Below are 13,255 nucleotides of genomic sequence, written 5' to 3' on the forward strand. Positions count from 1 at the left end.
CTGTGATGGATTCCGGCGTTCCGCTTCGCTCCAGCCGGAATGACGGGGCGATTCCGGGTCGAACCGCGGTCCTACAGCGGAATATTGTCGTGCTTCCTCCAGGGTCGCTCGACGCTCTTGGTGCGCAGCATGGCGAGCGCCCGCGCGATCCGGCGGCGGGTCGAATGCGGCATGATCACCTCGTCGACATAGCCGCGCTCGGCCGCGACGAAGGGGCTCATGAAGCGGTCCTCATATTCCTTGGTCTGGCGCGCGATGGTCTCGGCGTCGCCACCACGGAAGATGATCTCGACCGCGCCCTTGGCGCCCATCACGGCGATCTGCGCCGTCGGCCAGGCATAGTTGACGTCGGCGCCGATATGCTTGGAGGCCATCACGTCATAGGCGCCGCCGAAGGCCTTGCGCGTGATGACGGTGACCAGCGGCACGGTGCATTCGCTATAGGCGAAGAGCAGCTTGGCGCCGTGCTTGATCAGCCCGCCATATTCCTGCGCCGTGCCCGGCAGGAAGCCCGGCACGTCGACGAAGGTGACGATCGGGATATCGAAGGCGTCGCAATAGCGCACGAAGCGCGCCGCCTTGCGGCTGGCGTCCGAGTCGAGCACGCCGGCCAGCACCATCGGCTGGTTGGCAATGAGCCCGACCGTGCGGCCCTCGATGCGGCCGAAGCCGGTGACGATGTTGCCGGCATAAGCCTGCTGGATCTCGAAGAAATCGCCCTCGTCGAGCGTCTTCAGGATCAGCTCCTTGATGTCGTAGGGCTTGTTCGGATTGTCCGGCACCAGCGTGTCGAGGCTCATGTCGACACGGTCCGGCACGTCGAAGCTCGGCCATTCCGGCACGCCGACCGTGTTGTTGGCCGGCAGGAAGTCGATCAGCCGGCGGACCTGCAGCAGCGCCTCGACATCGTTCTCGAAGGAGCCGTCGGCGACCGAGGACTTGCTGGTGTGGACCTTGGCGCCACCGAGTTCCTCGGAGGTCACGGTCTCGTTGGTGACGGTCTTCACCACTTCGGGGCCGGTGACGAACATGTAGCTCGTGTCGCGGACCATGAAGATGAAGTCGGTCATCGCCGGTGAATAGACGTCGCCGCCGGCGCAGGGGCCCATGATGACGGAAATCTGCGGGATGACGCCCGAGGCCGCGACATTGCGCTTGAAGACCTCGCCATAGCCGCCGAGCGCCGCGACGCCCTCCTGGATGCGGGCGCCGCCCGCGTCGAACAGGCCGACGATGGGCGCGCGCATCTTCAGCGCCATGTCCTGGATCTTGATGATCTTCTGGGCATGCGTCTCGGAGAGCGAGCCGCCGAGGACGGTGAAATCCTTGGAGAAGACGAAGACGGTGCGGCCATTGACCGTGCCCCAGCCGGTGACGACGCCGTCGCCGGGGATCTTCTCGGCCTTGTCCATGCCGAAATCGACGGCCCGGTGCTGCACGAACATGTCGAACTCCTCGAAGGAGTCGCGGTCGAGCAGCAGGTCGATGCGTTCGCGCGCCGTCAGCTTGCCGCGCTTGTGCTGCGCCTCGATGCGGCGCTCGCCGCCGCCCTGGCGCGCGCCGGCGCGGCGGTCTTCGAGCTGTTCGAGAATATCCTTCATGGAGAGCACCCCGGAGCCGACTGAAGATCTCCCACCCGCTTAAGCGGCGCGGCTTCCCGTGTCCATCGGATGCCGGTTCGGCTTTGGTGCAAGGCGGGCTGCGTTCAGGCGCTCGGCTTGCTCGGGTCGCCGAGCTCGCGATTGAGCGCCACGGCCTGGCGCACCAGTTGCGCGACGATCGCGGGACCGACGGTGTCACCCTCGCGCAGGACCATGGTGGCGAGCTCGAACTTGCCGCCGGGTTTCAGGCGCGGCTCGATCTGACGCAGCCTCTTGCCGCGCCAGAAGCCGAAGAGCACGCGCTCCGCCTCGGCCCGGATCAGCAGGACCGGACCATTCGAGAAGTAGACCAGATGCGTCCACTTGATCCGCTCTTCGAGCGGGGCAGCCGCCAGCACGGCCGCGCGCAGGGCTTCGACAATGTCCCGGCGCCAGCCGTCGAGCTGGCCGATATAGGCCTCCGGATCGCCTGCGATCGGGGCCCCGGGCTTCATCTTGCGCTCAACCCTGCTTCAGCAGCAGCACCGCCGCGTCGTATTCGCGGCGGCGATTGGCGCGGCGCTCGGCGGCCTCCTCGTCCTGGCCCCAGATGCCGATCTGGTAGTCCTCGTCGAGATGAGCCGCGTCCCAGGCGGCGTCGGCGTCGATCAGCCCCTCGGCCAGCGCCAGCATCAGGATGGTCGAGCCGGTCAGCGTCATGACGTTGTGGGCGCCGGCGAGGGCGACCGGGGCCGGGATGGCGTCGACACGGCGCGCGATCGCCGCGAGCACTTCCGCCGGCTGCCCGGCGAAGACGACGCCCTGCGCCATGACGAAGCGCCCGCCGATACGGGCCTCGAGCGCGGCGATGATCGGATTCCAGATCTCGTCCTGGCGCGCGACCAGCGCCTCCGGCTCGCCGGCGCGGTAGCAGAGCGCGTCGCTGCCGGCGTATCTGACGATCTCGGCCCGCACCGCCTCGTGCTGGTCGGCGACGCCGTCGAGCGCCGAATTGACCAGCCGGGTCAGCGGCATGCGGGCCGGGTCGATCCGGGCTTCCTGCGCCTGCCATTCGGCGGCGAGCGCCTCGGCGACGGCGCGCGAGGCGACGGCGAGCGGATTGCGCGCCGGGGTTCGCGCCGTCCTGCCGTCGAGCGCGACATGGAACAGGCCGTCGCGCTCCAGGGCGTGCGCCTGCTCGTAGAAGCGCTTGGGCAAGGCGTTGCGCATCGCCTGCTGGGCGGCGGCGACGGGATCGGGCTGGCGCTGGCCGGAGGCGCCGAAGCGGGCGAGGAAATCATCGGTCGACATCAGGGCGCTATAAGCCGCCGGCCGCCGCTGCGAAAGGGCGAAGGCCCGGGCGGCCCGGCGATCGTCGCCGCGGCTTGCGCTCAGCCGCCGAATCTGTCGCGCCAGGCCGGCTTCGCCCCCGGGAAGGGCAGGGCGGTGGCGGAATAGACGGCGCGGGCCACCGCGCGGGCCAGCACGTCGGCGGCGCTGGCGCAGAGCTCGGTCAGCGCGAAGGCGTCCGAGGGCGCGCCGCTATGGCCGGTGGCGACGGCGAAGACGACGTCGCCGTCGAGCGGGGCGTGGACCGGCCGCAAGGCGCGGGCGAGCCCGTCATGGGCGGCGAGCGCCATGCGCCGGGCCTGGGCCTTGGTCAGCACCGCGTCGGTCGCGACCAGGGCAATCGTGGTGTTGGCGCCGGGGCCGCCCTTGAAGCGCAAGGCGAGATCCTGCGGGGACATCGCCGTCGGCCAGCCGCGCCCGCCGAATTCGAGACCGTGCTCATAGGGCGCGGCCCAGAAATGCGGGCCGTCGCCGATCGTCGCGGTGCCGACCGCGTTGACCGCGACCAGCGCGCCGACGACCTGGCCGGTCGCGGCCCTGATGCTGGCCGAGCCGAGCCCGCCTTTCAGGTTCTGCGTCGTCGCGCCAAAGCCCGCGCCGGCGCTGCCGAGCGCGAACTCCGCAGCGGCCCCGGCGGCGGCCACGCTGGCGAGGTGGCGATGCGGCGCTTCGCCCTCGCCGCGCGCCCAGGGCTTGTCGCCGCCATTGGCAAGGTCGAACAGGATCGCCTGCGGCACGATCGGCACGCGATAGCCGCCGACCGGAAAGCCGCGCCCCTCCCTCGCCAGCCAGCCCATCGCGCCGTCGGCGGCGCCGAGACCCCAGGCCGAACCGCCCGACAGCACCACGGCGTCGATGTGCTCGACCGACATTCCGGGCTCGAGCAGCGCCGTGTCGCGCGTGCCGGGCGCGCCGCCGAGCACGGCGACCGAGGCGATGCTCGGCCGCTCGAACAGCGCCACCGTGACCCCCGTCGCCGCCGCGGTGTCTTCGGCATTGCCCACGACAATGCCGCGAACATCGGTGATGAGGTTCCGCATGGACCCTGCTCGATTTGCTGGAACTTCGCGCTGGCTGGCGCGTCCTCTCGACATTACGATCTTTTCATCGCGGCGCCATCGCCGGGTGAGGCGCCGCGGCCCAGGCTGCACCATCGCCGGCCGGCTTCGAGACCCGAGACAGCGAACCGTATTCCGCGAACCGCAACGGAGAGCTTCTTCATGAAACGCATCGCCCTCATCGCCGCCTCCGGCGCCGCTGCGCTCGCCGCCACGCTGGCGGTCGCGCAGCCGCAGCCGGCCCCGCCCGCTCCGGGAAGCCAGCAGACGCAGGAGCGGGCCGGCTCCGACGGCGAACGTGCCGAGCGTGGCGATCGCGGCGACCGCCGCGAGGAATGGCGGCAGCGCCGGGCGGAGCGCGCCGCCGCGCGGCTGAACGAGCGCCTCGCCAAGCTGCGCACCGACCTGAAGCTTAGTCCCGAGCAGGTCTCCGCCTTCGAGAAGGTCGAGGCGCTGATCAAGCGCAATGCCGAGCAGCGCCGCGAACGCTGGGCGGCGCAGCGCGAGCAGCGCGAGACCTATCGCGACGCCGATATCATGGAGCGGCTCGACATGAGGGCCAACCGCCAGATGGAGCGCGGGACGCGTTCGAAGGAGCTCGCCGATGCGGTGCGGCCGCTCTGGACGACGCTCTCCGACGAGCAGAAGACCGTCGCCCGGCGCGCCGTGCGCGAGGCGATGGCCGATGGCCACGACCGGATGATGGAGATGCGCCAGCGTTGGCACGACTGGCGCGGCCATGACGACGACCGCCGCGACGATGATCGCGGTCCGCGCCGCTGGCGCGATCGCGACGGCGGCTACGACCGCGACCGCGGCTACGACCGCGACCGCTTCTGAGACCGGGGCGCCGGCCCGCGCTCCGGCAGATGATTTTTGCTTCCTTGCCCCGCCGGTTCTCGCCGGCGGGGTTTCTTCATGCCGGCCGGGCGCGTCGCCGACGAATCCGGCGCCGCCCCTGTACCTCCCGCCGCGATTTATGGAAAAGGGAAGAGTGGCATCGCAAACGAAAAGGGCGGCTCTTGCGAGCCGCCCTTTCCTGATTCCGGCCAGAGGCTTGCGGCCCCCGGCTGAGATATCGGATCAGCGCGAGTAGAACTCGATGACCAGGTTCGGTTCCATCTGCACCGCATAGGGCACGTCCGTCAGGGTCGGCGTGCGGGTGAAGGTGGCGGTCGACTTGTTGTGGTCGGCGTCGATGTAGTCCGGCACATCGCGCTCGGCCAGCGCGGCCGACTCGATGACGATGGCGAGCTGGCGCGAGCTCTCCTTGACCGCGATCACGTCACCCGGCTTGACCTGGTAGGACGAGATGTTGACGCGCTTGCCGTTCACGGTGACGTGGCCGTGGTTGACGAACTGGCGGGCGGCGAAGACGGTCGGCACGAACTTGGCGCGATAGATCACCGCGTCGAGACGGCGCTCGAGCAGGCCGACCAGGTTCTCGCCCGAATCGCCCTTCAGGCGGATCGCCTCGGCGTAATAGCGGCGGAACTGCTTCTCGGAGATCGAGCCGTAATAGCCCTTGAGCTTCTGCTTGGCGCGCAGCTGCGTGCCGAAATCGGACGGCTTGCCCTTGCGGCGCTGGCCGTGCTGGCCGGGGCCGTATTCGCGGCGGTTGACCGGGCTCTTCGGACGGCCCCAGATGTTCTGGCCGAGCCGGCGGTCGATCTTGTACTTCGCCTCGTGGCGCTTCGACATGTCGCGTGTCCTCTTGGTTCGCGATTTGAGGACCGCGCCCTCCTCCTCCCCGTTTCCGGGGCGACAGATCCGTCTCGAGAAGACGAGCGGATCACGGGTGCGGAAAAAGCCACGCGGCCCCGTGAGGAGCCGCGCGACGCCGGCTTACAAGCACCGATGGCGCGGTTTGTCAAACTTTAAGCGGCATCGGCTCGATCTCGACCTGCGCCAGCCCGAAGCCGGCGAGGGCGATCCTGGCCGGGCCGCTGAGCCGCGCGCCCGCCGTGAAGACGGCGACCGCCGCGCCGGCATCGGGATGCTTCCTGGCCGGGCCGAGCAATTGCGTGACGCGGCGCGCAACCGCGGCGGCAGGGTCGATCCATTCGACCGGCCAGGGCGCGAGGCGCCGCAGCCGCGCCAGCAGCAGGGGATAATGGGTGCAGGCGAGCGTCACGACATCGGTGCGCCGGCCGTCGCGACTGACGAAGCAGGGCGCGATCTCGGCCTCGATCGCCTCGTCCGGGACGCTCTCGCCCTTCAGCGCCGCCTCGGCGAGGCCGGCGAGCAGGGTCGAGCCGACCAGCGTGACCGCGCAGCCGCTCGCATAGCTCTCGATCAGGCCGCGGGTATAGTCGCGGGCCACGGTGCCCGGCGTCGCCAGCACCGAGACGAGGCCGCTCCTGGTGCGCTCGGCCGCCGGCTTGATCGCCGGGACGGTGCCGACGAAGGGAATCGGGAAACGGGCCCGCAATGCCGGCAGCACCAGCGTCGAGGCGGTGTTGCAGGCGATGACGACGAGATCGGGGTGGTAGCGCGCGACCAGCCGTTCCATCACCGCAAGCACGCGCGCGACGAGTGCGGTCTCGCTCAGCCTGCCATAGGGAAAGGCGGCGTCATCGGCGACATAGACCATGTCGGCATCGGGGCAGGCACGCGCGACCTCGCTCAGCACGGTGAGGCCGCCAAGGCCGGAATCGAACAGTAGCAGGACCGGCCTGCGCTGCGGCAGCACCGGCGCGCGATGGCCGGTTCCGGCCAGAAGATCGACTTGCATGACGTTCGCACCAACAGGGGCCGACAAACCCCGATTGGGCCGCGCCGCCGTTAAGAGAGGGTGAAAAAGGCACGAGGAGGGCAGGGATAATTTAGTTGACTCTGTCCATTAATTGGCTTTTCTCAACGCGAGGAGGAGCCATGCCCGTCGTCGATCCGCCCGCCATCGCCGCGATCCGCCGTTTCAACCGCTTCCACACGCGCTGGGTCGGGGCGCTCGGCGGCGACCTGCACGGCTCCGGCTTCGGCCTGACCGAGGCGCGCGTACTCTACGAGCTGGCGCAGCGCGACGGCTGGCGCGCCGGCGAACTCGCCCGGGAACTCGGTCTCGATCCGGCCTATCTGTCGCGCCTGCTCCGGCGCTTCGTCGGGCTCGGCTGGCTGGAGCGCGGCAGGGCGCCGGGCGACGGCCGGGCGCTGGAACTCCAGCTGACGCCGGCGGGGCATGAGGCCTTCGCGCCGCTGGACGAGGCTTCCCGCCGGCAGGCGGACGCGATCCTGACCCGGCTTGGCGAGGCCGAGCGCGCCGCCCTGGTGGCTTCGCTCGACCGGGCGCAGGCACTGCTTTCGGGGGCGTCGCAGGCGCGGCCGTCGCCGACCATCCGCGAGCATCGACCCGGCGATATCGGCTGGGTCGTCTCCGCCCATGCCCGGCTCTACGCGCAGGAATATGGCTGGGACATCAGCTTCGAGGCGCTGGTCGCCGAGATCGCGGCAAAGTTCCTGCGCGAGTTCCAGCCGGGCAAGGAGCGCTGCTTCATCGCCGAGCTCGAAGGGACGCCGGCCGGCTCGGCCTTCGTCGTGCAGGAGAGCGCCGAGGTCGCCAAGCTCCGGCTGGTTCTGGTCGAGAGGCGGGCCCAGGGCCTCGGCCTTGGCAAGCGGCTGGTGCGCGAGGCGGTCGGCTTTGCCCGCGCCGCCGGCTATCGCCGCATGGTGCTGTGGACCAACGACATCCTGCATGCGGCGCGGGCGATCTATGTCGCCGAGGGCTTCAGGCTGGTGGCCGAGGAACAGCACCATTCCTTCGGCCAGGATCTGGTGGGGCAGAACTGGGAGCTGGAGCTGTAGCAGCCGCAGTGCCGCAAGAGGGCTCGCTTCAGACCTTGAGGCGCGTCACCGCCGCCGCAGCGCTGCGGCCGGCGAGCGTCGCGCCGCCGGCGGTCATCGCGCCGCCGCCGGCGGTCGCCTCGCCGGCGAGCCAGAGGCGCCCGCCGATCGGCTCCGCAAGGACATCGCGGGCATCCGCATGGCCCGGCAGGCAGACCGAATAAGAACCGCGCGCGAACGGGTCGGTCCACCAGGCGGGGAAGGAGACCGGGCCGGCGGCCTTGCGGAACTCAGGCCCGATCATGGTGGCGAGGAGATCGACGATGTGCGCGCGGGCGGCTTCCGGGCCGGCCTGCGACAGTTCGCGGGCATAGTCGCCGCCGCAATAGCCGATGACGATGTCCTGGTCGCCGGGGAACAGGTCGAAGTTCATCAGCCGGCCATTGGCGCCGGCCTCGAAATAGCTCGCGCCGGGCGCGATGCCGAAGCGCCCGCCCTCGACCTTGAGCGCGATCTTGGTCAGCGCGCCCATGCCGATGCCGGCCAGCGCCCCTTGCGTCCGGGCCGGCAATTCCGGCGTGAAGCGGATCGAGCCGGCCTTGAGCACGCCGACCGGGACGGTGACGATGCAGGCGCGGGCTTGAAGCGTGCCCGAGGCGGTGGTGATGGCAACGCCCGGGCCGTCCCAGCTTATGGCGGTGACCGTCTGGTTCAGGCGGATGTCGAGCCCGGCAGCGTAGCGTGCCACCAGATTGCCGTAGCCGCTGGGCACGACATAGTCCTCGCCGGCCCAGAGGCGCTGATAGTCGCGGGCCGAGATCCGGGCCGCTTCCTCGCCGATCGAGAGCAGCAGGCTGGAGGAGGCGACGGGGACGAGATCCGGGCCGAGAGCGCCGAGCAATTCGGCGATCGACTTGTCGCTGGCCTGGAGATCGGCACTCTCCAGCAGGCGGTCGATCTGGCCGAAGGCGCCGCGCCGGCGCTGGCGGTCGCCCTGCGCCATGGGCTTGCCGTTCTGGAACAGCTGGAAGCCGCCGCCCCAGCTCTCATTGGGCGTGGGAACGCCGAGCTCCCGGGCGATCGCGGTCCAGGGATTGCGCTCGGCCCAGTGGATGAACATTGCCCCGGCATCGTAGGACGGACCGAGCGAGGAATCGGTGAAGGTTCGTCCGCCGAGGCGGTTGCGGCCCTCGAGCACGATCACCGAGCGCCCGGCCGCCTGCAGCTGTCGCGCCGCGGCGATTCCCGCCGCGCCGGCGCCGATGACCACGACGTCGTGCCCGGCGGCCAGGCTCCGGCCGGAGCTGGCCGAGGCCGCGGCGAGGGTCGCCGAACCGATCAGCAATCTCCGGCGGTCGAGCATGGCGCGCACTTCCTCCGCATCCTGCCTGCGCATCTTGCACTGCATCATGCCACCCGGTCCGTACCCCGCAAGACACAAACGGGTGCGGCGTGGCGGGCGGCGATCACGAGATGGGGAGGAGGGGTGGGGCGCGCAAGGTAGATTGGAATTGGAATAAATAAGTAATATTCGACAGTAAAGGGAATCAATTGACAGTCAAATGTCATTTTAATAATCGCTGATGCTGAAATTAAGGCGATGGCTTTAGTTTAAAACGATTACAAATGCCGAGTGACTTCATTCTGAACGTTGTCGGCAAGTATGGGGCTGGGGCGATGGGCGAATATTTGGGTGGGCTGCGGCAGGGCGTCGCGCTTGGGACTTTGGTGCTGGCGATGGCGGCCCCTGCCGTCGCGCAACAGCAACTGCCGCAGCGCACGACCGGCGAGCCGGCGCTGACGCTCGATGCGATCGTCGTGCAGGGCGAGGCCCAGGCGCCGGCGCCGCTGCTCGTGGGGCCGACCACGACCACCGTCACCCGGCAGGAACTCGACCGGGCGCAGGTCCAGAGCATCACCGACCTCTCGAACCGCCTCGAGGCCGGCATCAGCTTCAACCGCAACACCAACAGCATCAACATCCGCGGCCTCGACGGCCCGCGCGTACTGACGACGATCGACGGCATCAGGTTGCCGTTCCTGACCGATACGCGCATCGACAGGAGCTCGACCAACGCCTTCGATTTCGATTCGCTCTCGACGCTCGACCTGCTGCGCGGCGGCAGTGGCGCGGCCGTGCTCGGTTCGGGCGCGCTCGGCGGCGTGCTCGCCGTGCGCACGCTCGATCCGGAGGACCTGATCAAGCCCGGCCGGCAGTTCGGCGTGCTCGCGAAGTCCGGCTATGACAGCACCGACCGGGCCTGGTTCGGCAGCGCTGCGGCGGCGGCCCGGATGAACAACACCTGGTTCATGCTGCAGGGCGGCTTCCGTGACGGTCACGAGACCGACAACAGGGGCAATGTGAACACGTTCGGCGCGACCCGTACGGAGCCGAACCCGTCCGATTTCACGCAGTACAATGTCCTCGGCAAGGTGCATCATTATGTCGACGAGGTGCACCGCTTCGGGATCACCGGCGAGCTCTTCAAGCGCGACGAGCGGATCCAGACACGCACTGCGACCGTTTCGCCGACGGGCAACTTCCGGCCGGGCGCCCATGTCCAGGGCGAGGATGTCGAGCGCAAGCGCGTCTCGCTGAGCTACGACTACAAGTTTCCGGGCGGCTTCCTCGACGAGGCGCATGCGCAGCTCTACTGGCAGAGCATCAAGCGCAACATGCTGACCTCGGCCTATCGGTTCAACAGCGTCGTCGGCCTCTATGGTCGCGACAACGAAACCGAGCAGGACGCTTTCGGCTTCAACGGCCACGTCATCAAGAACTTCCAGACCGGCCTCGCCAGCCACCGCCTGATGCTCGGCACGGAACTGCGGGCGACGACGCTGACGCAGTATTCGGCCGGCGTCGACAATTGCCGGCGGCCCTATACCGGCATCTATACCGCCTGCAACAATCTTCACACCAACCAGTCGGACCAGCCGGACGTCGACGGCCGCGCCGTCGGCATCTACCTGCATGACGAGATCGGCCTGCTCGACAACCGGCTGCGCGTCACGCCCGGCGTCCGCTTCGACTGGTACGAGGAGAAGCCGCAGGAGACGGCGACCTATTCCAGCAGCGCCGCCTATCCGGGCATGCTGCCGAATTCCTCGAGCGATTCCGCCTGGTCGCCGCGCGTCCGGCTCGAATACGACATCCTGAAAAACGCGCCGGTGGTGAAGGACGTGACCCTCTTCGCCCAGTGGGCCAAGGGCTTCCGCGCCCCGACCGCCAGCGAGCTTTATGGCCGCTTCGGCGCGGTCGGCACCTATCTGCGCGTCGGCGACCCCAATCTGCGGCCCGAGACCAGCAACGGCATCGATGTCGGCGTGCGCTTCGGCGACAAGGCCTTCGGCGGTTCGCTGACCTATTTCAACACGCGCTACCGCAACTTCATCGAGACGGTGCAGATCGCGCCGCCGGGCGGGCTCTACCCGCAGGGCGGCATCCAGGGGCCGCGGAACATCGCGCGGGCCGAGATCTCGGGCGTCGAGGCGAACATGCAGTATGCCTTCGCCGAGAACTGGCTGGTGCGCGGCTCCTTCTCCTATATCCGCGGCCGCAACGAGACCGACCACACCTATCTGAACTCGATCCCGCCGATGCAGGGCATCGTCGCCATCGCCTATGGCACCGATGTCTGGGGGGCCGAGGTCTCGACCAAGCTCGCCAGCCGGCGCGACCATGTCGCGGCGACGACCGGCACGAATACCGGCTTCCAGGCGCCGGGCTACGCGATCTTCAATGCGATGGCGTGGTGGCGGCCGATCCCGCAGATCGCCGATCTCGAGCTGCAGGTCGGCGTCTACAACATCTTCGACCGCAAGTACTGGGACGCGGTCACCGTGCCGACCGGCGTGCTCGCCCAGCCGCGCGACTACTACAGCGAGCCGGGCCGTACCGTGAAGGCGACGCTGAAGTACCAGTTCTGAGCGGCGGCACCGCCTGAACCGAAAAGAGGCCGGCGTTCCGACGCCGGCCTCGAGGCGTTTCGGCGGAAGCGCAATAATCCGGGGCTAGCCGCGGATCGGCTTCAGCGCGCCCGCCCATTTTTCCAGCTCGGTCAGCAGGCCGGCCGCGCTCTTCCGGTGCAGGTCGTTGGCGGCGAATTTGCCGTCCTTGATAAGCTGGCTCACCATCGGGACGGTCACGGCCTCGACGATCGGCATCATCTTCAGGGCGGTGACGGTCTGCTTGGTCACCTGGACGGCGCGCAGCCCGCCGGAGACGCCGCCATAGCTGACGAAGGCGCAGGGCTTGTAGGTCCATTCGGTGTAGACATAGTTCAGGGCGTTCAGCAGGGCCGGGGTCGGGCCGAAATTGTATTCCGGCGTCACGAAGACATAGGCATCGGCGGCCTCGACGCTGGCGCTCCAGCGACGGGTGTGCTCATGGGCATAGTCGCGCATGACGGGATGCTTCGGCTCGTCATAGACGGGCAGGTCGAAGGTCGCGAGGTCGACGAGATGGGCGTCGAAGCCGGGATGGGCCTGCGCGATCTCGTGGAACCAGTTGGCGACTGTCGGGCCAACGCGGCCGGGCCGGGTGCTGGCGATGATGGTGTGAAGCCGAAGCGTCATGCGTTTCTCCTGAGGCTGGCCGGCGAAAGCTGCCGGGCCGGGAGCCAGCTTAGCCGCCTCGCGCGCCGGCGCCAGCTTACGCCGCCGGCTCCTCGGGCCGCCGCCGGCGCGGGCCTTCGGTCAGGGACTTGAAGACGCCGCGGAGCGTGCGGGCCTCCTGCTCGGTCATCGCCAGGCGGTGCAGGATGTCGCGCAGATTGGCGCTCATGATCGCCTGCTTGCCGGGCGGGAAGAAGCCGCATTGGGCGAGCTCGCCTTCGAGATAGTCGAACATGGAGAGCACGGTCGCGCGCGTCGCCGGCGGCGAGAGGTTGCTCTCGCGGAAGGTCGGCTCGCCGCCGGTCGCCTTGAACCATTCATAGCCGCAGAGCAGCACCGCCTGGGCGAGGTTGAGCGAGGCGAAGGCGGGATTGACCGGGAAGGTCAGGATCGCGTCGGAAAAGCTGATCTCCTCATTGGTCAGCCCGATGCGCTCGCGCCCGAACAGGATGCCGACGCGCTCGTCGGCGGCGATCCGTTCGCCGAGGCCGGGCATCGCCTCGGCCGGCGTCACCACGCGCTTCATCTGGCCGCGCTCGCGCGCCGTCGTCGCCAGGACATGGTTGAGGTCGGCGATGGCCGAGGCCGTGTCGGGATAGAGCCTGGCATTGTCGAGGATGTGGGTGGCGCCCGAGGCGGCCGAGGTCGCGCCCTTCTTCAGACCGCCGCCGGAGGGCCAGCCGTCGCGCGGCGCGACGAGCCGCATCTCGGAGAGGCCGAAATTGGCCATGGCGCGGGCGCACATGCCGATATTCTCGGCGAGCTGGGGCTCGACCAGGATGACGATCGGAGCCCGGCCTGAGACGGGTGGGCGGGTGCGGTCGGTACCGGAGCCGGGCATGGGCAGAGTTTCCTGAAGCGGGCGCAGCT

General features: G+C 69.1%; 12 protein-coding genes. 3 read left to right on the plus strand and 9 right to left on the minus strand.

Features of this window, described 5'->3' with window-relative positions; genetic code table 11:
• Positions 1 to 71: 71 nt before the first annotated feature.
• The 4 genes from V6M56_RS15260 to V6M56_RS15275 form a co-directional block, all read right to left on the minus strand.
• Complete coding sequence (locus V6M56_RS15260) at positions 72 to 1,601, minus strand: acyl-CoA carboxylase subunit beta (RefSeq protein WP_332684980.1); 1,530 nt, start codon at positions 1,599 to 1,601, stop codon at positions 72 to 74.
• A 104-nt stretch (positions 1,602 to 1,705) separates the two neighbouring features.
• Positions 1,706 to 2,095 carry a DUF1801 domain-containing protein gene (locus tag V6M56_RS15265; protein ID WP_332684981.1) on the minus strand — a complete coding sequence of 130 codons (390 nt, stop codon included), beginning with the start codon at positions 2,093 to 2,095 and terminating at the stop codon, positions 1,706 to 1,708.
• Positions 2,096 to 2,102: 7 nt separating this feature from the next.
• Complete coding sequence (locus V6M56_RS15270; RefSeq protein WP_332684982.1) at positions 2,103 to 2,891, minus strand: ATP12 family chaperone protein; 789 nt, start codon at positions 2,889 to 2,891, stop codon at positions 2,103 to 2,105.
• Positions 2,892 to 2,971: 80 nt separating this feature from the next.
• Positions 2,972 to 3,970: a P1 family peptidase gene (locus V6M56_RS15275; RefSeq protein WP_332684983.1), complete on the minus strand. Its 999-nt coding sequence runs from the start codon at positions 3,968 to 3,970 to the stop codon at positions 2,972 to 2,974.
• Positions 3,971 to 4,150: 180 nt separating this feature from the next.
• Between V6M56_RS15275 and V6M56_RS15280 the strand changes: the two genes are divergently transcribed.
• Positions 4,151 to 4,828 carry a Spy/CpxP family protein refolding chaperone gene (locus tag V6M56_RS15280; protein WP_332684984.1) on the plus strand — a complete coding sequence of 226 codons (678 nt, stop codon included), beginning with the start codon at positions 4,151 to 4,153 and terminating at the stop codon, positions 4,826 to 4,828.
• A 243-nt stretch (positions 4,829 to 5,071) separates the two neighbouring features.
• Here V6M56_RS15280 and rpsD read toward each other — a convergent pair whose 3' ends face one another.
• Both rpsD and murI read right to left on the minus strand, forming a co-directional pair.
• Positions 5,072 to 5,689, minus strand: coding sequence for a 30S ribosomal protein S4 (gene rpsD, locus V6M56_RS15285; RefSeq protein WP_332684985.1), 618 nt, complete (start codon positions 5,687 to 5,689; stop codon positions 5,072 to 5,074).
• 169 nt (positions 5,690 to 5,858) lie between these two features.
• Complete coding sequence (murI, locus tag V6M56_RS15290) at positions 5,859 to 6,722, minus strand: glutamate racemase (RefSeq protein WP_332684986.1); 864 nt, start codon at positions 6,720 to 6,722, stop codon at positions 5,859 to 5,861.
• A gap of 140 nt (positions 6,723 to 6,862) precedes the next feature.
• On the opposite strand from murI, the gene V6M56_RS15295 reads away from it, so the two are divergent.
• Positions 6,863 to 7,789: a bifunctional helix-turn-helix transcriptional regulator/GNAT family N-acetyltransferase gene (locus V6M56_RS15295; RefSeq protein WP_332684987.1), complete on the plus strand. Its 927-nt coding sequence runs from the start codon at positions 6,863 to 6,865 to the stop codon at positions 7,787 to 7,789.
• Positions 7,790 to 7,817: 28 nt separating this feature from the next.
• On the opposite strand, the gene V6M56_RS15300 is transcribed toward V6M56_RS15295, so the two are convergent.
• Entirely contained in the window at positions 7,818 to 9,179 is a 1,362-nt protein-coding gene (locus tag V6M56_RS15300; protein ID WP_332684988.1) for a flavin monoamine oxidase family protein, read from the minus strand.
• Positions 9,180 to 9,445: 266 nt separating this feature from the next.
• On the opposite strand from V6M56_RS15300, the gene V6M56_RS15305 reads away from it, so the two are divergent.
• The gene (locus tag V6M56_RS15305) at positions 9,446 to 11,698 is read left to right on the plus strand and encodes a TonB-dependent hemoglobin/transferrin/lactoferrin family receptor (RefSeq protein WP_332684989.1); all 2,253 of its coding nucleotides are present in this window, start codon (positions 9,446 to 9,448) and stop codon (positions 11,696 to 11,698) included.
• Positions 11,699 to 11,782: 84 nt separating this feature from the next.
• Here the strand turns inward: V6M56_RS15305 and V6M56_RS15310 are convergent, their stop codons facing one another.
• Both V6M56_RS15310 and V6M56_RS15315 read right to left on the minus strand, forming a co-directional pair.
• A complete protein-coding gene (locus V6M56_RS15310) occupies positions 11,783 to 12,346 on the minus strand; it encodes an NADPH-dependent FMN reductase (protein WP_332684990.1) in 564 nt (187 codons plus the stop codon).
• A 76-nt stretch (positions 12,347 to 12,422) separates the two neighbouring features.
• Positions 12,423 to 13,226: an RNA methyltransferase gene (locus V6M56_RS15315; RefSeq protein ID WP_332684991.1), complete on the minus strand. Its 804-nt coding sequence runs from the start codon at positions 13,224 to 13,226 to the stop codon at positions 12,423 to 12,425.
• Between the last annotated feature and the right edge of the window lie 29 nt (positions 13,227 to 13,255).

The sequence above is a fragment of the Allobosea sp. genome (genome assembly GCF_036675845.1).
Classification (GTDB): Bacteria; Pseudomonadota; Alphaproteobacteria; order Rhizobiales; family Beijerinckiaceae; genus Allobosea.